This window comes from Nonomuraea deserti, assembly GCF_004348685.1.
In the GTDB taxonomy this organism is placed as follows: domain Bacteria; phylum Actinomycetota; class Actinomycetes; order Streptosporangiales; family Streptosporangiaceae; genus Nonomuraea; species Nonomuraea deserti.
The window spans coordinates 1-18,813 of sequence record NZ_SMKO01000207.1 but is presented as its reverse complement, the minus strand read 5'-3'; the positions used below and the strand labels follow the sequence as shown (position 1 = coordinate 18,813).

General features: G+C 70.3%; 19 protein-coding genes. 8 read left to right on the top strand and 11 right to left on the bottom strand.

What is annotated here, in order from left to right; all coding sequences use genetic code 11:
• Positions 1 to 14 precede the first annotated feature (14 nt).
• The 5 genes from ffh to E1292_RS42710 all read right to left on the bottom strand — a co-directional run bounded on the left by ffh (position 15) and on the right by E1292_RS42710 (position 5,905).
• A complete protein-coding gene (gene ffh, locus E1292_RS42730; protein WP_132605171.1) occupies positions 15 to 1,565 on the bottom strand; it encodes a signal recognition particle protein in 1,551 nt (516 codons plus the stop codon).
• Between the two features lie 57 nt (positions 1,566 to 1,622).
• On the bottom strand, positions 1,623 to 2,183 hold the full coding sequence (locus E1292_RS42725) for a GTP-binding protein (RefSeq protein WP_132605169.1): 561 nt from the start codon (positions 2,181 to 2,183) through the stop codon (positions 1,623 to 1,625).
• Between the two features lie 7 nt (positions 2,184 to 2,190).
• Positions 2,191 to 2,514 carry a DUF742 domain-containing protein gene (locus E1292_RS42720; protein WP_132335392.1) on the bottom strand — a complete coding sequence of 108 codons (324 nt, stop codon included), beginning with the start codon at positions 2,512 to 2,514 and terminating at the stop codon, positions 2,191 to 2,193.
• Positions 2,515 to 2,645: 131 nt separating this feature from the next.
• Positions 2,646 to 3,068 carry a roadblock/LC7 domain-containing protein gene (locus E1292_RS42715; RefSeq protein WP_132515580.1) on the bottom strand — a complete coding sequence of 141 codons (423 nt, stop codon included), beginning with the start codon at positions 3,066 to 3,068 and terminating at the stop codon, positions 2,646 to 2,648.
• The gene (locus E1292_RS42710; protein ID WP_132605167.1) at positions 3,065 to 5,905 is read right to left on the bottom strand and encodes a sensor histidine kinase; all 2,841 of its coding nucleotides are present in this window, start codon (positions 5,903 to 5,905) and stop codon (positions 3,065 to 3,067) included. The genes E1292_RS42715 and E1292_RS42710 overlap by 4 nt, the downstream gene beginning before the upstream one ends.
• Before the next feature lie 575 nt (positions 5,906 to 6,480).
• Here E1292_RS42710 and E1292_RS42705 point away from each other — a divergent pair.
• From E1292_RS42705 to E1292_RS42690, 4 genes are read left to right on the top strand one after another with little or no spacing between them, the layout of a single operon-like run.
• A complete protein-coding gene (locus E1292_RS42705) occupies positions 6,481 to 7,359 on the top strand; it encodes an ABC transporter substrate-binding protein (protein ID WP_165975027.1) in 879 nt (292 codons plus the stop codon).
• Positions 7,356 to 8,165 carry an ABC transporter permease gene (locus E1292_RS42700; protein ID WP_132605163.1) on the top strand — a complete coding sequence of 270 codons (810 nt, stop codon included), beginning with the start codon at positions 7,356 to 7,358 and terminating at the stop codon, positions 8,163 to 8,165. The genes E1292_RS42705 and E1292_RS42700 overlap by 4 nt, the downstream gene beginning before the upstream one ends.
• Positions 8,165 to 8,938, top strand: a complete 774-nt coding sequence (locus E1292_RS42695; RefSeq protein WP_132605161.1) for an ABC transporter permease — start codon at positions 8,165 to 8,167, stop codon at positions 8,936 to 8,938. The genes E1292_RS42700 and E1292_RS42695 overlap by 1 nt, the downstream gene beginning before the upstream one ends.
• A 23-nt stretch (positions 8,939 to 8,961) precedes the next feature.
• Positions 8,962 to 10,410 carry a dihydroorotase gene (locus E1292_RS42690; RefSeq protein WP_132605159.1) on the top strand — a complete coding sequence of 483 codons (1,449 nt, stop codon included), beginning with the start codon at positions 8,962 to 8,964 and terminating at the stop codon, positions 10,408 to 10,410.
• 45 nt (positions 10,411 to 10,455) lie between these two features.
• Here E1292_RS42690 and E1292_RS42685 read toward each other — a convergent pair whose 3' ends face one another.
• Positions 10,456 to 11,265, bottom strand: coding sequence for a class I SAM-dependent methyltransferase (locus tag E1292_RS42685; protein ID WP_132605157.1), 810 nt, complete (start codon positions 11,263 to 11,265; stop codon positions 10,456 to 10,458).
• 195 nt (positions 11,266 to 11,460) lie between these two features.
• On the opposite strand from E1292_RS42685, the gene E1292_RS42680 reads away from it, so the two are divergent.
• The 3 genes from E1292_RS42680 to E1292_RS42670 are packed head-to-tail and all read left to right on the top strand — an operon-like array spanning position 11,461 to position 14,005.
• Positions 11,461 to 12,450 carry an ABC transporter substrate-binding protein gene (locus E1292_RS42680; protein WP_132605155.1) on the top strand — a complete coding sequence of 330 codons (990 nt, stop codon included), beginning with the start codon at positions 11,461 to 11,463 and terminating at the stop codon, positions 12,448 to 12,450.
• On the top strand, positions 12,447 to 13,226 hold the full coding sequence (locus E1292_RS42675) for an ABC transporter permease (RefSeq protein ID WP_132605153.1): 780 nt from the start codon (positions 12,447 to 12,449) through the stop codon (positions 13,224 to 13,226). The genes E1292_RS42680 and E1292_RS42675 overlap by 4 nt, the downstream gene beginning before the upstream one ends.
• A complete protein-coding gene (locus E1292_RS42670; protein WP_132605151.1) occupies positions 13,223 to 14,005 on the top strand; it encodes an ABC transporter permease in 783 nt (260 codons plus the stop codon). The genes E1292_RS42675 and E1292_RS42670 overlap by 4 nt, the downstream gene beginning before the upstream one ends.
• Here the strand turns inward: E1292_RS42670 and E1292_RS42665 are convergent.
• Genes E1292_RS42665 through E1292_RS42650 form a run of 4 tightly spaced genes read right to left on the bottom strand, consistent with a single transcriptional unit; the run spans position 13,995 to position 17,634 of the window.
• Positions 13,995 to 15,008: a nitrilase-related carbon-nitrogen hydrolase gene (locus E1292_RS42665; RefSeq protein WP_132605149.1), complete on the bottom strand. Its 1,014-nt coding sequence runs from the start codon at positions 15,006 to 15,008 to the stop codon at positions 13,995 to 13,997. The two genes, E1292_RS42670 and E1292_RS42665, sit on opposite strands and share 11 nt — an antisense overlap.
• Entirely contained in the window at positions 15,009 to 15,452 is a 444-nt protein-coding gene (locus E1292_RS42660; protein WP_132605147.1) for a DUF3598 domain-containing protein, read from the bottom strand.
• 2 nt (positions 15,453 to 15,454) lie between these two features.
• Positions 15,455 to 16,840, bottom strand: coding sequence for an aldehyde dehydrogenase family protein (locus E1292_RS42655; protein ID WP_132605145.1), 1,386 nt, complete (start codon positions 16,838 to 16,840; stop codon positions 15,455 to 15,457).
• The gene (locus E1292_RS42650) at positions 16,837 to 17,634 is read right to left on the bottom strand and encodes a DUF1838 family protein (protein WP_246090726.1); all 798 of its coding nucleotides are present in this window, start codon (positions 17,632 to 17,634) and stop codon (positions 16,837 to 16,839) included. The genes E1292_RS42655 and E1292_RS42650 overlap by 4 nt, the downstream gene beginning before the upstream one ends.
• Before the next feature lie 55 nt (positions 17,635 to 17,689).
• Between E1292_RS42650 and E1292_RS54530 the strand changes: the two genes are divergently transcribed.
• Complete coding sequence (locus tag E1292_RS54530; RefSeq protein ID WP_246090725.1) at positions 17,690 to 17,950, top strand: hypothetical protein; 261 nt, start codon at positions 17,690 to 17,692, stop codon at positions 17,948 to 17,950.
• 57 nt (positions 17,951 to 18,007) lie between these two features.
• On the opposite strand, the gene E1292_RS42645 is transcribed toward E1292_RS54530, so the two are convergent.
• Complete coding sequence (locus E1292_RS42645) at positions 18,008 to 18,706, bottom strand: hypothetical protein (protein ID WP_132605141.1); 699 nt, start codon at positions 18,704 to 18,706, stop codon at positions 18,008 to 18,010.
• Positions 18,707 to 18,813 lie beyond the last annotated feature (107 nt).

Here is an 18,813-nt window from a genome sequence, read left to right as displayed (position 1 = left end):
GCGGGAGCAGGACGTTACTTCTGGCCGGGGAGCCGGAGCTTGGAGGGGTCGAAGCCGGGCGGCAACTCCACTCCCGGCGGCAGTTTGCCGCCGAGGTTGCCCAGCACGCCGCCCTGCTTGGGCTCGGCGGGCGTCTCGGCGGAGGGCTTGCCCATGGCGGCCTTGCGCGGGTCGCCGCTGACGCGCCGCCCCTTCTTGGCCTTCTTCTGGGACTTGCCGCCCTTACTACGCCCGGCCCCGCCCGGCATGCCGGGGATGCCCATGCCGCCGGCCATCCGCTTCATCATCTTCTGGGCCTCGAAGAAGCGGGTGACCAGGTTGTTGACCGCGCTGACGGTGACGCCGGAGCCGGTGGCGATGCGGGCGCGGCGGGAGCCGTTGATGATCTTGGGGTCCTGGCGCTCGGCCGGGGTCATCGAGCGGATGATGGCCGCGATGCGGTCGAGGTCGCGGTCGTCGATGGAGTTGATCTGGTCGCGCATCTGCCCCATGCCGGGCATCATGCCGAGCAGGTTTTTGATCGGCCCCATCTTCTGGACCATCTGCATCTGCTCGAGGAAGTCTTCGAGCGTGAAGTTCTCGCCCGAGGTGAGCTTGCCCGCCATCTTGGCGGCCTGCTCCTCGTCGAACGTCTTCTGGGCCTGCTCGATCAGGGTGAGGATGTCACCCATGTCGAGGATGCGGGAGGCCATCCGGTCGGGGTGGAAGGCGTCGAAGTCTTCCAGCTTCTCGCCCGTGGAGGCGAACATGATGGGCCGGCCGGTGATGTGCCTGACCGAGAGCGCCGCACCGCCGCGGGCGTCGCCGTCGAGCTTGGTCAGCACGACGCCGTCGAAGCCGACGCCTTCCATGAAGGCCTGCGCCGTCGTGACGGCGTCCTGGCCGATCATGGCGTCGACCACGAACAGGACCTCGTCGGGCTGGACCGCGTCGCGGATGTCGGCGGCCTGGCGCATCATCTCCTGGTCGATGCCGAGCCGGCCCGCGGTGTCGATGATGACGATGTCGTGCTGCAGGCGCCTGGCCTCGTCGATGGAGGTGCGGGCGACGCCGATCGGGTCGCCGACGCCGTTGCCGGGCTCGGGCGCGTAGACGGCGACCTCGGCGCGCTCGCCCACGACCTGGAGCTGCTGGACGGCGTTGGGGCGCTGGAGGTCGGCGGCGACCAGCATGGGGGCGTGCCCCTGCTCGCGCAGCCATCGGGCCAGCTTGCCCGCCAGTGTGGTCTTGCCCGCGCCCTGGAGGCCGGCGAGCATGATGATGGTCGGGGGCGTCTTGGCGAAACGGAGCCTGCGGGTCTCACCGCCGAGGATCCCGATCAGCTCGTCATTGACGATCTTGACGACCTGCTGCGCCGGGTTCAGCGCCTGGGAGACCTCTGCGCCGCGGGCGCGCTCTTTGACCTGGGTGACGAACGCCTTGACCACAGGGAGGGCGACGTCGGCCTCGAGCAGCGCGATGCGAATCTCACGGGTGGTGGCGTCGATGTCGGCATCGGACAGCCGCCCCTTGGATCGGAGGGAGGAGAAGACCGATGTCAACCGGTCGGATAGCGTCTCGAACACGTGGTAGGCCAGTCCTCGAAGCGAAGGTACGTCTAAACGTCCAGCCTAGCCGCTCTGCTAGCCGCTCCAGCCGGGCACGGCCATCCGAACCGTGAGCGCGTGTTCGACCAGGTTGATCAGCGCGGCCTTCACGGAGTCCTTCGACCTGGCGTCCAGGCGCACCATCGGGATGTGCGGGGCCAGGGTCAGGGCGTCGCGAACTTCGGCGTCGCTGTGGGCGTACTGGCCGTCCCAGCCATTCACTCCCACGATGAAGGGCAGTTGCGCCTCTTCGAAGTAGTCGATGGCGGGGAAGCTGTCGGCCAGACGGCGCGTGTCGACCAGCACCACCGCGCCGATCGCTCCACGCACCAGGTCGTCCCACATGAACCAGAACCGGTGCTGCCCGGGCGTGCCGAACAGGTAGAGGATCAGGTCACGGTCGAGCGAGACCCGGCCGAAGTCCATCGCCACGGTCGTCGTCGACTTCAACGGCGTCATGCCCAGATCGTCGATGCCCGCGGAGGCGTCCGTCATGACGGCCTCCGTGGTCAACGGCATGATCTCCGACACCGCGCCGACGAACGTCGTCTTGCCCACCCCGAAGCCCCCGGCCACGACGATCTTCGTCGAGGTCAAGCCCGGGCTAGAGCCTGCGAAGTCCACTGAGCACCCTTTCCAGCAGGTTGACGTCCGGCCTACCCTCATCCAGCTGCGGCTGATGCACCCGGACCAGACCTTCGGCCGCCATGTCAGCGATCAGAACACGCACCACACCGAGCGGGATCCGCAGCAACGCCGACACCTCGGCCACCGATCTGACCTGGAGGCACAGCTGGCTGATGGCTTTGTACTCGGGCGTGATGTGCGAGAACTCCCGGTGCTCGGCGGTCGCCGAGGACACCAGGGCCTCCATCGCCAGCTTGACCCTGGGCGCGGTCCGCCCGCCCGTGACGGCGTAGGGCCGCACCGGCGAGGCTGGATCGGAACTGGGGGGCTGCGGAGGAGGTGGGGGCTCCCAGCTGCCGCTGTTGTGAGAGTTCCAGCCGCCGCTGTTGGAGTTCCAGCCGCCGCTGTTCCATCGGGGGTCTGTCACCTACATCACCTGGTCTGGCTGGCGCGCAGCTCCGCACGCACAGCCGGAGTCAGCACCTGACCGGCGCGATCCACCATCAGCGTCATCTGGTACGCCACCAACCCCATGTCACAATCCGGAGCCGCCAGCACCGCCAGACACGAACCATCACTGATCGACATGATCAGCATCAACCCGCGCTGCATCTCCACGATCGTCTGATTGACCGCACCCCCCTCGAACACCCGCGCCGCACCCTGCGTCAAACTCACCAGACCCGACGCGATCGCCGCCAGCTGATCCGCCCGATCAGCCGGAAAACCCGACGACGCCGCAAGCGGCAACCCGTCGGACGAGACGACCACCGCGTGCGCGACCCCGGGAACGGAGTTGACGAAATCGGTGATTAACCAATCCACCCCGCGTGCCGACTGGCTCAGGTCACTCATGACCGCTCATCCCTGCTTTCAACACTCCTGGGGCCGGAGGGATACGTCCTGCCCTCGCTGATGTCATCACGTGCCGCCCGGAACCCCTGCTGGAAGCTGGAGAGCCGGCTGCGCACCCGGTCCGGCGAGACCGCGGGCATCGGCGCGACACCCTTCGGCGCGGAGACGGTGTCGGCGGAGCCGGGCACCAGGTTGGCCTTGGGCACCCGCTTGGGCAGCCCGGCGGCCGTCGCGCCGTCGCGTACGGGCTCGACGACGGCTTCGGCGGCGCTCCAGCCGGCGTCGGCCTTGGCGGAGCCCCAGGTGGCGCCGCTGTCAGGACCGTGTTCGAACCAGGCCGACTCGACCGAGGCGAAGATCGGGAGATATTCGTCCCCGGCGGAGGCGGGCTTCACGACGGGGATCGGGCCCGTCGCGGCGGACTCGGTCTCGGGGAAGTCGTACCTCCCCGCGTCGGGGTCCGGTCTGCCGGCGTTCGCCCGGTCGCCGGTGGGCCGCTGCGGCAGCGGGTTGCTGCTGCTCAGCCAGTTGCCGGGCGGGCTCGCGGGGTTGCGCGAAGGGACCCAGACGTCGGCGGTGTCGTAACCGCCGCCGTTGTTGCGCGGGTCGGAGGGCCAGCCGGAGTCCATGCTCCCCCGGGGGGAGAAGGAGGAGGGTTGTGAGGAGAACGAGGGTTGCGACGGGAACGACGGCTCGGAGGGGAACGACGGGTGCCCGGGGCCCGGCTGGTAGTTTCCGCCCCCGCCCCACTGGGGGACGGGCGGTTGCGCCGCGGGCTGACGGGCGCCGAAGCCCTCGTCGAACGAGATGCTGTCCTGCTGGCCCATGCCGTTGTTCGCGGTGGTCGGACCGTAGGCGGGGGCCTGCGAGCCCAGGAGCGCTTCCGGCATGAGGACCATGGCGGTCAGCCCGCCGGAGCCATGGGGGCGCAGCTGCACCCGGATGCCGTGGCGGTGTGCCAGGCGGGCGACCACGAACAGGCCCATGCGCCGCGACACCGACACGTCCACGGTGGGGGCTTCCATGAGGCGTTCGTTGGCCTGGGCCAGTTCGTCGGGGGTCATGCCGATGCCGGAGTCGGTGATCGACAACATCACGCCGCCACCGTCGATCCTGCTGCCCGACACCGTCACCCTGGTCTCACGAGGAGAGAACGACAGGGCGTTCTCCACCAGCTCCGCGATCAGGTGGATGACGTCGTTGACCGCCTGACCGGCCACCGACACCCCGTCGGGCACCTGCAGCACGACCCGCTCGTAGTTCTCCACCTCCGACAGGGAGGCGCGGGCGACGTCGACCAGCTTGACGGGTTTGCTCCAGCGGCGCGGCGGGTCCTGCCCCGCCAGCACCAGCAGGTTCTCGCTGTTACGCCGCATACGCGTGGCCAGATGGTCCAGCTTGAACAGGTTCCCGAGCCGCTGCTCGTCCTGCTCACCCTGCTCCAGACCGTCGATCAACGTGATCTGCCGCTCCACCAGCGTCTGACTACGCCGCGACAGGTTCACGAACATCGCATTCACGTTGCTCCGCAGCCGCGCCTCCTCGCCCGCCAGCCGCACCGCCTCACGGTGCACCTCGTCGAACGCCCGCGCGACCTCACCGATCTCGTCGTTGGAGGCGACGCCGATCGGGGTCACGGGCCCGATCGAGCCTTCGCCGCTCTCGCGCAGCTGCTTGACGGTCTCCGGCAGGCGGCGGCCGGCGATGAACAGCGCCTCCCTGCGCAGCCTGCGCAGGGGGCCGCTCAGCGAGCGGGCCATGAAGACGGTGACCAGCAGCACGAGGAGGAGCAGGGCGGCGATAGCGCCACCGACGATCACGGCGTTCTGCTGCTCCGCGCCTTCCAGGGTGCGGCTGCGCAGCACGATGGAGTCGGCCGTCTGCTGCTCGACGGAGCGCATCCCGTCGATGGTCTCGCTGATGGCGTCGAACCACGCCTTGCCGTCACGGGTGAGGCCGAGCCTGCGGTCGCGCAGGGGCAGGCCGTCGTCCTGCAGGAGCAGGGCTCGGGCGAGCAGGACCTCGGCGCGGTCCACGGACCGGCCGCTGACGGAGTCGTCGTACGCCTGGCGGAGCTGGAGGGAGACCTGCGCCTTGAAGGTGGCGAGCTCGCTGGTCCTCTGGGCGCGGGCGGCGATGAAGGCGTCGAGCTCGGTCTTGCCGAACTCGCCGGTGGCCAGGGCGGCGACGAGCAGCGCGCGCTGGGTGGAGACGTACTGCTTGGCCCTGGCCAGGGCGGCGAAGCCGGACACGCTCGCGGACAGTTCCTTGTCGACCGCGCCCTGGTCGATCTTGTCGTTCAGCGAGAGGAGGTCGGAGATGGTCCGGTCGTAGAGCTCGATGACGGAGTTCACGTCGAGCTGGGAGGCGACCGCGGTCTCACGCGAGGTGGCGAGCTCGTTGAAGCGGTTCCGGATACGCAGGGCCTCGGGAGCCGCGGAGTTGTCGGAGGACATGAGGGACTCGATGCCCGGCGTGACCTCGGCGACGAGCTTGTCGACGTCCTTGTACTGGGTCGCGACGTCCTCGGGGACCTTCTCCCCGGCCTCGGCCCGGCGTCCCAGGGCGACGAACCGGGCGGTCAGGTCGCGTTCCCGCTCGACCTCGTGGGCGAGGGCGGTCAGCCGGCTCGCGAGCACGGCCACTTCGTTGACCTGGGCGTATTCACCGGCGGTGGCGATCGAGGTGGTGACGCGCAAGCCGCCGAACACGAGCGCGGCGAGGGTCGGGATGACGACGATGACCAGCAGCTTCGAGCGCACTCGCCAGTTGCGTAGGGAGAAGCGAGGCCCCGCCTGGCGGTTGACGACCGCGTCCACGCCGTCCGGCTCGGACATCTCTGGCCCACGGGGGCCTTGTCGGGGGGCTTCTTCTGTTAAGCCCTGTTCGCCGCCCGTAGGGGGGACCACAGTCTTCACTTGCCTCCGCAACCTCTCCTCGGATGGCCTGGTGCACGTAGATCACGTCATTGCGCATGGTTGCCGTGTGACGCCGACGCACCCTTGGGGCGAGAGCTAATTGGAGCACATCTACCTGAGATCGGCCAATACCGCAAAGATCACAAGCGACACACGGCTCTGTATTTTACGCAATTCACCACACCTGCCTCGGAGGTACCACGTCAAGGACTCCAGATTTCCGGACAAACGGACAAATCACCCCAAATTACCATATATGTGGATATATCTTGTCAATTTCCGGCGTTCCAGGTGACCTCGTAAGCGCGGCCTGCGCTAAGGTGCCAGCGTCGTTGAACACCCCCGTTCGCACTCACCCCCCGGTTCAAAGGAGACCCGCAATGCGGTTCGGTGCATTAGGGCGTACTGCCCTGGTTGGGCTTGTGGCCACCCTCGTCATCACTGGGTGCTCCGGTTCTGACGACGCGGGCAAGGGCTCAGGCGCCGCCGAGGGTATGAAGACCAAACTGCTGATCGGCCAATATCCCGGCGCGGACTCGGCGCCGCTGTTCATCGCCATGGAGCGCGGCTTCTTCAAGGAAGAGGGCCTCACCGTCAAGCAGGAGCCCATCCAGGCCCCGCAGGATGTCCTGGGCAAACTCTCGAACGGCGCCATGGACGTCGTTCTCGGTAGCTACGCCACCATCCTGACGATCCAGGAACAGGGCACCGAGAAGTTCAAGTACATCGCCGACTCCTACCAAGGGGCTCAGGGCGCCTTCGGCATCATGGTGAAGAAGGACTCCCCCATCAAGAAGGTCGCCGACCTCAAGGGCAAGAAGGTCGGCGTCAACGCCCCGAAGGGGCTGGGCACCCTCACCATGAACCCGCACTTCAAGGTCGCCGGCCTCGACCCCGAGAAGGACATCACGTACGTCGTGATCCCGACGACCAACTGGCTCTCCTCGCTCGACAAGGGCGACGTGGACGCCGTCTGGATGACCGACCCCTACGTCAGCCAGGCCAAGAAGGAGCTCGGGGCCACCATGCTGGTGGACACGATGTCCGGCCCGACCGAGAGCCTGCCGATCACCGGCTGGGCCGCCACGGAGAAGTGGGTCGCCGACAACCCCAAGACGCTGGCGGCGTTCCAGCGGGCGATGGCCAAGGCCCAGAACATCGCGGCCACCGACCGTAGCGCGGTGACGAAGGTGCTGCCGACCTTCACCAAGATCCCGGCAGAGACCGCCGCCACGATCAACCTGGGCGCCTACCCGACCTCGCTGAGCGCGCAGCGCATCCAGCGCGTGGCGGACCTGATGCTCGACTCGGGCATGCTCAAGAAGGAGATGGACGTCAAGTCCATGATCTACACGGCTCCCACCCAGGGATGACAGCTACAGTCACTCCGGCGCGGCGCGAGCGGGCCCCGCTCGCCCGCGCCCGGCTGGTCAAGTACGCCCGCCACGCCGCAGGTGTGGCGGGCTTTCTGCTGGTCTGGCAGGTTCTCGGCGCGTCGGGCGCCGTCAAATGGCTGCCTCCGGCCGTGGACACGCTGGCCAGGACCGTCGCACTCGCCGTCGACCCGGTGTTTCTCGACCACCTGCTGGGCACGCTCACCGCCGCGGTCGTCGGGCTGCCGCTCGCCGTCCTGGTCGCGGTCCCGATCGGCCTGGTGCTGGGAACGGTTCCGGTGGTCGAGGAGATGACCCGGGTGTTCGTCGAGTTCCTGCGGCCGATCCCGTCCGTGGCGCTGATCCCGCTGGCGCTGTTCTTCTTCCCCTCCGAGCTCAACGCCAAGGTCGCCCTCATCGTCTTCGCCGCGTCCTGGCCCATTCTGATCAACACCATGTACGCCATGCGCGACGTCGACCCGGTGAGCAAGGAGACGCTGCGCACGTTCGGGTTCGGCGCCGGAGCCGTGTTGTGGCGGGTGTCCCTGCCGAGCGCGGCGCCCTTCATCGCGACGGGAGTGCGGCTCGCGGCGTCCATCACGCTCATCCTGGCGATCAGCGTGGAGTACATCGTGGGCGGTTCGACCGGGATCGGCAGTTTCCTCATCCAGGCGAGCACGGGCATCGGCGCCGACGCCATGATCGACGTCCTGGCCGCCCTGCTGTGGGCGGGTTTCCTCGGGCTCGTCGTCAACACCGTGCTCGTACGGGCCGAGCGACGTCTGTTCAGGTGGCGAACGACATGATGCGCACCTTGCTTAAGCGGCTGTGGCTGGTCCCCGTCGTCCTCGGCGGCTGGGAGCTCCTGGCGCGATTCCTCGACATCGCGTACCTGCCGGAGCCGACCCTGATCGTGGCGCGGATGTACGAGATGTGGTTCTCCGGGCCCTACGTCCTCACCGAAGAGGCCGTCGACAACTTCGTGCCCAGCCTGGTCAGGGTCACGGGGTCGTGGGCCGTCGCGGTGGTCGTGGGGGTGGCGCTCGGCGTCGCGCTGGGCAGGACCGCCTGGCTGGCCGACTTCGTGCAGCCGCTGGTCGAGTTCGCCCGCGCGGTGCCGCCGCCGGTCATGCTCCCGCTCTTCCTCGTGCTCTTCACCATGGGCACCCAGGTGCAGGTGGCGACCATCGTCTTCGGCATCATCTGGCCGATTCTGCTCAACTCCATTGACGGCGCGCGCAGCGTCGACCGGCTGAAGGTCGAGACCGCCACCGTGTTCGGCGTGCCGGCCTCGCTCAGGCTGTTCCGCATCATCCTGCCCTCCGCGGCGCCGAAGATCTTCGCGGGCCTGCGCCTGAGCGTCTCGCTGGCGCTGATTCTCATGGTCATCTCCGAGCTCAAGGGCAGCACGGAGGGGATCGGTTACCTGCTCAGCCTGGCCAACAGCAACGCCGACATGCCGGCCATCTGGGCGGGCGTGCTGGTGCTCGGGGTGCTCGGCTTCGTACTCAACTCCCTGTTCCTCATGGTCGAGCGGCGCGTGCTGGCCTGGCACCGCGACGCCCACCGCATCGCTTAATCGCTTAGGAGAGAAACTCCCCCGTGACCGAGCTGTTGCTGAAGAACGTGAAGGTCGTCACCCACGAGCAGGACGAGCCCGTGGCGGCGGACATCGCCGTCGAGGACGGCCGCATCGTCCGGGTGGGGCCGGGGCTGACCGGCGCCGGCGAGGTGATCGACGGCGGCGGCAAGCTGGCCTTCCCCGGCGTCGTGGACGCCCACCAGCACTGGGGCATCTACAACCCGCTGCCCGACGACACCGGGTCGGAGAGCCGGGCGAGCGCGCAGGGCGGCGTGACCACCGCGCTCACGTACATGCGGACCGGCCAGTACTACCTCAACAAGGGCGGCCCCTACGCCGAGTTCTTCCCCGAGGTGCTCAGGCAGGCCGAGGGCCGGGCCTACGTCGACTACGGCTTCCACCTGGCGCCCATGTCGAGCGGGCACATCGACGAGCTGCCCGACCTGGTCGAGCGGTTCGGGGTGCCGTCGTTCAAGATCTTCATGTTCTACGGCGGGCACGGGCTGCACGGGCGCTCCGACGACCAGCGGGCGTTCCTCATGCTGCCGGAGGGCGAGCGCTACGACTACGCGCACTTCGAGTTCGTGATGCGCGGGGTGCAGGCGGCCAGGGAACGCCTGCCCGAGCTGGCCGGCGAGATCTCGTTGTCGCTGCACTGCGAGACGGCCGAGATCATGACCGCGTACACGAAGCTCGTCGAGGAGGCGGGAGACCTGAGCGGGCTGGCCGCCTACAGCGCCTCCCGCCCCCAGCACTCCGAGGGGCTGGCCGTCTTCATCGCCTCCTACCTCGCCCACGAGACAGGGCTGGCCAACGTCAACCTGCTGCACCTGTCGTCCCGCAAGGCCCTGGACGCGGCCGTCCGCATGGCGGCGACGTTCCCGCACATCGACTTCCGCCGCGAGGTCACGATCGGTCACCTGCTGGCCGACGTCGACACGGCCAGCGGCCTCGGAGCGAAGGTGAACCCGCCGATCAGGCCGCGCGAGGACGTCGAGGCGCTGTGGGAGTACGTGCTCGACGGCACCGTGGACTGGGTGGTCAGCGACCATGCCTGCTGCCGCGACGAGCTCAAGTTCGGCGACCCGCGCGACGACGTCTTCGTGGCCAAGGCCGGGTTCGGCGGGGCCGAGTACCTGCTGCCCGGCCTGATCACCGAGGGCCGCCGCAGGGGCCTGCCGTACGGCAGGATCGCCGCCCTGACCTCCTGGAACCCCGCCAAGAGGTACGGTCTGCGCACCAAGGGCACGATCGCCCCCGGCTTCGACGCCGACATCTGCCTGGTCGACCCCGCGAGCACCTGGACGGTGCGGGCGCAGGACTCGGAGTCGACGCAGGAGTACACGCCGTTCGAGGGTTTCGAGCTGACCGCCAAGGTGACGGACACGTTCGTGCGCGGCAACCACGTGCTGGACGCCGGCAAGATCGTGGGCCGTCCGGTGGGACGCTACGTGTCCCGGCCCGCCTGACACCGCCGGCGCCCTTTCACGCGCGCGTGCCCGTGGCGTGCCTTTTCACGCGCGCGTGCCCGTGGCGTAACGCACGGTGCGGGCCAGCAGAAAACGTTCCTGCGGCAACGACGCCTCCAGCGCGGCCCTGGCCTCGGGGCGCAGGGACTCGGGGATGCTCTCCAGCGAGGCCCTGCGGGCGGCCGACCAGAGCCAGTCCCACACCTGCCCGGCACCGACGGTCACCTCGAACACCACGTCCGCGCACTCGACGTCGCTCAGCCCGCCCTGCTCGAACAGCCCGGCCAGCTCCCCTGGCGCGCCCAGGGTGTGGTGGAACGGCGCGCTGCCCGCCCCCGAGGCGTAGGGCGCCAGCGCCCGCTCCACCAGCGCGAACAGCTCGGCCTCTGCGGGGCTCGACCGGACCAGCAGGCTGGCCGCCAGCCGCCCGCCCGGCCGCAGCAGCCCGGCCATCGAGCGCACGGCGGCGGGCGGGTCGGGCAGGAAGTAGAGCATCATCCCCGCCAGCACGATGTCGAACCGCTCGCCGGGCAGCAGCTCTTCCGCGTGCTCCGCGTCGCCGAGCACGACGGCCGCCTGGCTGAGGCCGTGGCGCTCCACCTCGGCGGTGGCGGCGGCCACCATCCCGGGTGCGAGGTCGAGACCGACGACCCGGCCGGTGGGGCCGACGGCCTGGGCGGCCGGCACGAGCGAGGCGCCGGTGCCGCACCCGGCGTCCAGCACGTGGTCGCCGGGACCGGGGGCGGCGCGGCGTACCAGCTCGGCGGCGACGGGCGTGAAGAACGGCACACCGACGCGTGCGTAACTGCCCGACGCGCGATCGAACACGCCGGCCATGTACTCCTTGGCATCCATCAGCTTCCTCGCAATCAGCAGGCACGCGGCCCGGGGGGCGCCGTGCGGTCGGTCCGATGATCAGATGTGCCGGACCCGAGCTTGCCATGCCCATAGCTGATCGACAAAGGGTGAGTCAGGAGAGATCGGTTACCGTAGGCTCGACGTCCTGACGACCCTCTGGGCACCCCCTTGTCCCCCAGAAAGGCAGAAGCGATGAAGCTGGCCAGGATACTAGCCGCGGGCATGGCGATCGCCCTCTCGCTGAGCGCGTGTGGAGGGGGCGGCGCGAGCGGTGACGGGGCCACCGCGGCCCCCGGAGGCTCCGCGGGCGGGCTGGAGAAGACCCAGCTGCTGGTCGGCGTGGTGCCGGTGCCGTCGTCGGCGCCGCTGTTCATCGCGGAGAAGCGCGGTTTCTTCAAGGAGGAGGGGCTGACCGTCAAGACGGAGATCATCCAGGCTCCGCAGGCGGTCATGCCGAAGATCCTCAACGGCAGCATGGACGCGTTCCTGACGAGCTACGTGTCGCTGATGGCGATCAACGACTCCGGCGCGGCCACGCTCAAGCTCTTCCAGCACAGCCAGGAGGCCGCGCCCGACGTCGCCGGCGTCGTGGTGGCCGAGGGCTCGCCGATCAAGTCGGCCGCCGACCTCAAGGGCAAGACGATCGCGGTCAACGTGCTGAAGGCGCTCGGGCAGACGCTGACCAACGCCCACCTGCAGGAGGCCGGGCTCAAGCCGGACGACGTGAAATACGTCCCGGTGCAGTTCGCCGACCAGATCAGCGCGCTGTCCTCGGGCAAGGTCGACGCCGCCTGGCTGGTCGAGCCGTTCCTGACCGCGGCGAAGAAGGACGGCGCCACCCAGATCATCGACACCACCGACGGCGTCACCGCCGGAGTGCCGATCGACGGCTGGGGCGTCACCGAAGACTGGCTGGCCAAGAACCCCAAGACCGCCGCCGCCTTCCACCGCGCCCTGGCCAAGGCCCAGCAGATCGCGGGCGAGGACCGCAAGGCCATCGACGAGGTCGTGCCGACGTACACGCAGATCCCGGCCGACGCGGCGGCGGCGATGACGCTCGGCACGTTCTCGCTCGAGGCCGACAGGGCCGGCGTGCAGAAGCTCGCCGACCTGCTGCACGGCTACGGCTACCTCAAGTCCAAGGTGGACGCGGCGCAACTGTTCGCGCCGCTGGGCGGATGATCGATCGGCGGATCGCGCGGGCAACGCTCGGTGCGATCGGCGTGGCGGGCTTCCTCGCCGTCGCCGAGGCGGCCGGGCGCCTCGGGCTCGTCCCCGACGTGCTGCCGTACGCGTCGCAGGTGCTGGTCACGGCGGGGCGGCTGCCGCTGGAGGCGCAGTTCAGGGCCGACGTGCTGGCCACGCTGGTGGCGTGCGTGAGCGGGCTGGCGATCGCGATCGCGGTCGCGGTGCCCGCCGGGCTGCTGCTCGGGACGGTGCCGTTCGTGGAACGGTCGGTACGGCCGCTGGTGGAGTTTCTGCGGCCGATCCCCTCGGTGTCGCTGATCCCCCTGGCGATGTTCCTGTTCCCGGTGAGCCACGACGCCAAGGTCGCGCTGATCGTCTACACCTGCTCGTGGCCGCTGCTGATCAACACACTGTACGGCCTGAGCGACGTCGACCCGCTGGCCAAGGACACCCTGCGGAGCTTCGGCTTCGGGCCGCTGGCCGTGGCGTTGCGGGTGAGCCTGCCGAGCGCGGCGCCGTTCATCGCCACCGGCGTGCGCATCGCCGTGTCCGTCACCCTGATCGTGGCGGTGAGCGTGGAGCTGCTGGCTCCCGGCGGCGGCGGGATCGGCGCGTTCCAGTCGCTGGCGGGCAGCGCCAACCGGACCGACCGCATGCTGGCCGCCCCGCTGTGGGCCGGGGTCATCGGGCTGGCCGCCAACGTGCTGTTCACGACCGCCGAGCGCCGCCTGTTCCGCTGGCACCGGGCGCGCGCGGGAGATCCGTCATGACCGCCGCCCGCCGGCTGGTGTGGTACTGGCTGCTGCCCGTGGCCGTGCTCGGCTGGGAGCTGGCCACCCGCTCGGCTGAGGCACCTTACTTCCCGCCGCCGTCGCGGATCGTCGCCCGGCTGCACGAGATGTGGTTCTCGGGACCGCCGTCCCGGTTGTTCCTCACCGACGAGGCCGTCGCCGACCTGCTGCCGAGCCTGGCCAGGCTGTTCGCCGGGTGGGCGGTGGCGTGCGCGGCGGGCGTGCTGATCGGCGTGGCGCTCGGCCGCTCGCGGCTGCTGTCGGCCCTGGTCGAGCCGCTGGTGCACTTCGGCCGCTCGGTGCCGCCGTCCACGCTGGTGCTGGTGTTCCTGGTGCTGTTCAAGATCGGCACCCCGATGCAGCTGGCCTCCATCGTGTACGGCGTCATCTGGCCGGTGCTGGTCAACTCCATGGACGGCGCCCGCCACGTCGACCGCCAGTACATCGAAACCGGCGTCGTCTACCGATTCGGCCCCTGGCAGCGGCTCACCCGCGTCATCCTGCCCGCCGCCTCCCCGAAGATCTTCGCCGGGCTGCGGCTGAGCGTGTCGCTGGCACTGATCATGATGGTGATCTCGGAGCTGGTCGGCAGCAGCGAGGGCATCGGGCACCGCATGCTGGAGGCGCAGAGCCAGTTCGACATCCCGGCCATGTGGGCGGGCATCGTGCTGCTCGGGCTGCTCGGCATCGCGCTCAACGCCGCGTTCCTGGGCGTCGAGCGGCTGGTGCTCTCCTGGCACCGGGGCGTCAGGGCCTAGCTTCGCCGTACAACCGGTCGATCGTCTCCCTCTGGCGGGCCGTGAACCAGGCCCGGTCGCGCGGCCCGGCCGCCAGGCCGCCGGGGCGCTCGCCGTCGTGGCGGGCGTACTCCTCGGCCCACAAGCCCGTCTTCACGCGGCTGAGCAGGTTGCCCATCCCGGGCCGCCGCCGGTGCCGGCGCAGCGCCGTCAGGTCCAGCTCGGCGGCGGCCACCAGCGACTCGCCCGTGCCCGCCCGCGCCAGCTCCCGGCCTTCGTGGTCGATCACCTCGGAGCCGCCGTTGGTGGAGTCTCCGGGGATCGCGATGCCGGACAGGCCGCCGCTGTTGGCCGAGACGACGTAGGCGTGGTTCTCCACCGCCCTGGCCCGGCGGGCGATCGCCTTGGGCGTCAGCGCCGGCGAGGACGCCTCCGACGTGGGATGGCAGAACACCTCTGCGCCGCGCAGGGCCAGCGTGCGGGCCAGCTCCGGCATGAGGACCTCCTCCGAGGCGAGCACCGCCAGGTTGCCGATCTCGGTGCGGGCCACCGGCAGCACCCCGTCGATGCCGTAGACGTCGAGGTACCGCTCCCACACGTCGTACGGGGTCGGCGTGAACATCGAGTGCAGCCGGCGGTACCGCAGCACCGCCTCCCCCCGCGGGGAGAGGATGACCGACGCCTGGAAGTACAGCTCGGGGAAGTGCTCGTCGCGCTCGTACGCGTTCACGCACAGGAACAGCTCGTGCCGGGCGGCGATCTCCCCGAGCGCGCGGTATTCGGGGCCGCCCGGGTCGAGCGCGGCCCGTTCGCGCCACTCGGCGAAGCTCTCCCGCATGGGGAACCCGGTCAGCACGTATTCCGGCAACACCACCAGGCGCAGGCCTGGCCCGAGCCACGCCGCCGAGCCGCGGACCCGCTCGGCGATCCGCTCGACGGCGGCGGCGATCGCGGCCCGCGGATCGTCCGCCGCGTTGACGGCGCGGGTCTCCATCTGCAGGGCTAGCGCGGTGAAGGCGGTCATTCAGCCGACCCGCCGCTCGTCGATGAGGGTACGCCGGACGCACACGCCGTCGCGGATCCACTGCCAGACCCTGCTGCGGGTGTCGCCTGTCGCGCTCAGCACGATCAGCTCGAACAGCCGCAGGTCCTCCCCTTCCGCCTTGAACTGCCAGCGCAGGTAGATGGTGGACTCGTCCAGCTCCCAGAACTCGCCCTTGAGCCGGTCGGTGTCGAACCCGCAGCGGCCCCCGCCGAGATGGCGGCCGGGGAACTCGTGCACCTCCACCCGGCCGTCGTCCCAGGTGTAGCGGTTGGTCTGGTGGTAGGCGGCGTCGCCGACGATGGAGCAGGTCATCTCGACGCGGTGCCGGTCGAGCACGGCGCCGCCGGGGTCGACGTGCACGTACTCGCCCTCCCACTTGCCCTCGTGCCGCGCCAGCAGCGGCATGTCCTCGCGAAGTCCCACGTTCACTCCTTCTCCAGCGGGTGCCACCACGGGTCGGCGGCCGGCGACCGGTTCACCAGGAACGCCCGGCGGCGCAGGAACCGGCGGATCGAGGCGGCGCCCATGCGCGAGCGGCCCAGGCCGGACAGCCCGAACGAGTCCTTCTCGCCTTCGTGCACGAGCGCGGTCAGCGAGGCGTCGTTGACGCTGACCGCCCCCACGCGCAGCCGGGCGGCCACCTCCATGGCGTCCTGCTCCGAGGCGGCGAAGACGGCGGCCGACAACCCGTAGACGGAGTCGTTGGCCAGGGCCACCGCCTCCTCGGCGCCGGCCACGGCCATGACCGGCAGCAGCGGGCCGAACGTCTCCTGCTTCATGACCCGCATCTCGTGGGTGACCTGGGACAACACCGTGGGCCTGCACCAGCGGCCGCCGCCGTGGCGCTCGATCTGCCCGCCCGTGTGCACGATCGCGCCCTTGGCCGTCGCGTCGGCCAGCTGGGCGGCGATCACCCGCCAGTGACCCGGCCGGACGATGGGGCCGATCGGGCCGCCCTCGCACGTCAGCCCCACCCTGGCGGCCTTGCTCGCGAGCAGGTCGAGGAAGGCGTCGTGGACGCCGCGCTCGACGTACACGCGTTCGATCGACTGGCAGGACTGCCCGGCGTTGGCGGTGCCGCCCCACAGGATCGCCGACGTGGCCCGGTCGAGGTCGGCGCCGGCCAGCACGATCGCCGGGTCCTTGCCGCCCAGTTCCAGGAACGCCGGCACGAAAGCGCGGGCCGCCGCCTCGGCCACCCGCCGTCCCGTCTCGACGCTGCCGGTGAACACCACGGCGTCCACCATGCCCACCAGCGCCGCGCCGGTCTCGCCGTCGCCCTCGACCACGCTCAGCGGCAGCTCGGGAGGCACCAGCCGCATCAGCGGCTCGATGAACCGCGGCGCCACCTCGCTCGGCTTGACCAGCACTGAGCAGCCGGCCGCCAGCGCGGGAGCCGCGTCGATGAGGGCCATGAGCAGCGGGAAGTTCCACGGGCTGATCACCCCCACCAGGTCGTACGGCACCAGGTCACCGCCCACGACGATGCCCGGCACTGACGAGGCGGCCGGGGCGGGCGGCGCCAGCAGCGCGGACGCCTCGCGGGCCCAACGTCCGACCAGGCCGGCGGCGATCCGCCGTTCCAGCGACGACTCCCCCACCCGCCCGGTGTCGGCCACCAGCGCGGCCAGCAGGTCGTCGTCGGACGCCAGCGCGGCGGCGAACGCCGTCAGGACCTCCTTGCGGTCCGCCCGCCGCCAGCCGTCGACGCGCACGCGCAGCTCGGCCGCCGTGCTGGCCAGCTCGACGGGCGTGGCGGGCACCAGCTCCCGCTCGGCCCAGCCGGTGAGCGGGTTGCGTACGGTGCTCATGATCGGCCGTTGGCGGCGCACCAGGCCGCCCAGGTGGTGGCGCCCTTGCCGAGCTGCTTGTTGTGGAAGGACGTCCAGGAGTTCTCGCTCGGGCCCGGCTCGGCGGGGGCGGAGGCGAACCGCGGATGGTCCGCTTCGACCGCCGCGCGCAACCACGGCTCGACGTCGTCGTAGGAGTCGAGCGACCAGCCGCGGGCGTGGTAGGTGAGCCCGCCGCGCACCTCGGTCTCCGCCAGGCACATGAACGGCGCCCACGGGCTGGTCCTGGCCCAGCTGACCTTGGTCTCCATCGCGCCGCGGGGGACGGTGCCGGGGTTGGCGCGGGCGGCGACCTCGCGGTCGTCCACCGAGAAGTCGAACATCTCCTGCGCCGTGTAGACGCCGCCCACCAGGCCGAACCGCTCGCCGAGCGTGGCGCCCAGATCGGCGCGTACGGGGATGTCGCTGGTCCACACCGTCTCGTCGTGCAGCCTCACCAGCGAGGGCCCCTGGTAGGAGGGGGTGATCGGGAACGGCCCGAAGTTGACCGCGTCGTTGTTGATGGGGACGACCGGGTACGTCCTGCCGTCGACCGGGTTCTTCCACTCGCGGACGATCCGGGTCGGGTCGGCGGGGTCGGTGTAGAACACTATTTCGCGGGAGAGCTGGTGGAGCTGGTTGGTCCCGGGCACCCGGTAGAGCCGCCGGATGTTGTATCCCTCGATGTCGAACAGCTTCTGGCCGTGCCGCATGGCGGGGTCGAGGGCGTTGCCCGGGACGTTCGCGTAAACCGACCCCGAAATCCGGAAAACCATATCCTTGCCGTCGGGCCGGCCGAAAGTCTGGAGCGAGAGCAGGGCGCTTTTCCCGGTGACCGTTCTGAACACCGGGCCGGGATGGGTCGGCGTCCTGGCCTCGGCATCCGCCGCCGCGCCGGGAATGGCGCCGCTCGCGAACAACAGGACGAGAGCGAAAGACGCCGTCAATCTGCGTGTGAACATGGACGCTCCGCACCGGGAAAGCAGGACGACGCCTATTCTGACCATGCGCTCACCGGCATTGTCCAGCCATGACTTCCTGCCGAAATCAGAGGTTCTTACCACCATTGAGCACCCTTTCGAGCACGGTTGAGCCGGGCCGCGCGCCGTGCGGGCGCGGCTGGAGCAGTTCGGCGGGGGCCATGGCCCGTCATGTGCCCTCCCCCGGAGGCGTTCTCCGCGGGCCGAGAGGCGGCGTGTTGCCGGTGCTGAGGTCGTCGCGCGCCGCGCGGACGCCCTGCTGGAAACCGGCGAGGCGGTTGCGGACCCGGTCGGGCGAGATCCGGGAGATGGGAGCCACGCCCTTGGGGGTGGAGGCGCTGTCGGCGGTGCCGGGCACCAGGTTGGCCCTGGGCACACGCTTGGGCAGGCCGGACGGGGTGGCGCCGTCGTCCACGGGGCTCGCGGCGGCCTGCGCGGCGCTCCATCCGGCGTCCGCCTGGGGCGAGCTCCACACGTCGCTGCGGTTGCGGTCGAACCAGGCCGACTCCACGGCGGCGAAGATCGGCAGGTAGTCGTCCGCGCCCGACGGGGGCGGCGCCGCGGGCGGCCCCGCCTGCAGCGCGTCGTATCCCGGTGGCCTGGGCGGCGGGGCGGGGCCGTACGGACCGGGCGAGCCCGGCCAGGCCGGCGGCGGCGCGAGGTCGCCGGGTCCTGGGCTCGGGGCGACCGAGGGGTCGGTGGCGAAGGACGGCCAGTTCGCGAGCGCGGGCGTGGAGTGAGGCCCCGGCTCGGCGCCGGGCGTGACGTGCTGAACCGGCGTGCCGAAGTAGCCGGGCTCGGCACCGCGCGGCGTGTGGGGTCCGTGCTGCGCGGGTGCGCCGAAGTAGCCCGGCTCGGCGCCTCGCAAGGTGGGGGATGCGGGCAGGTGGGCGCCCCGGCCCGTGGGCGGAGAGGTGGCTGTCTGTTATACACAACTGACGCTGCCGACGACTAGTCGAGTGTAGATCTCGGTGG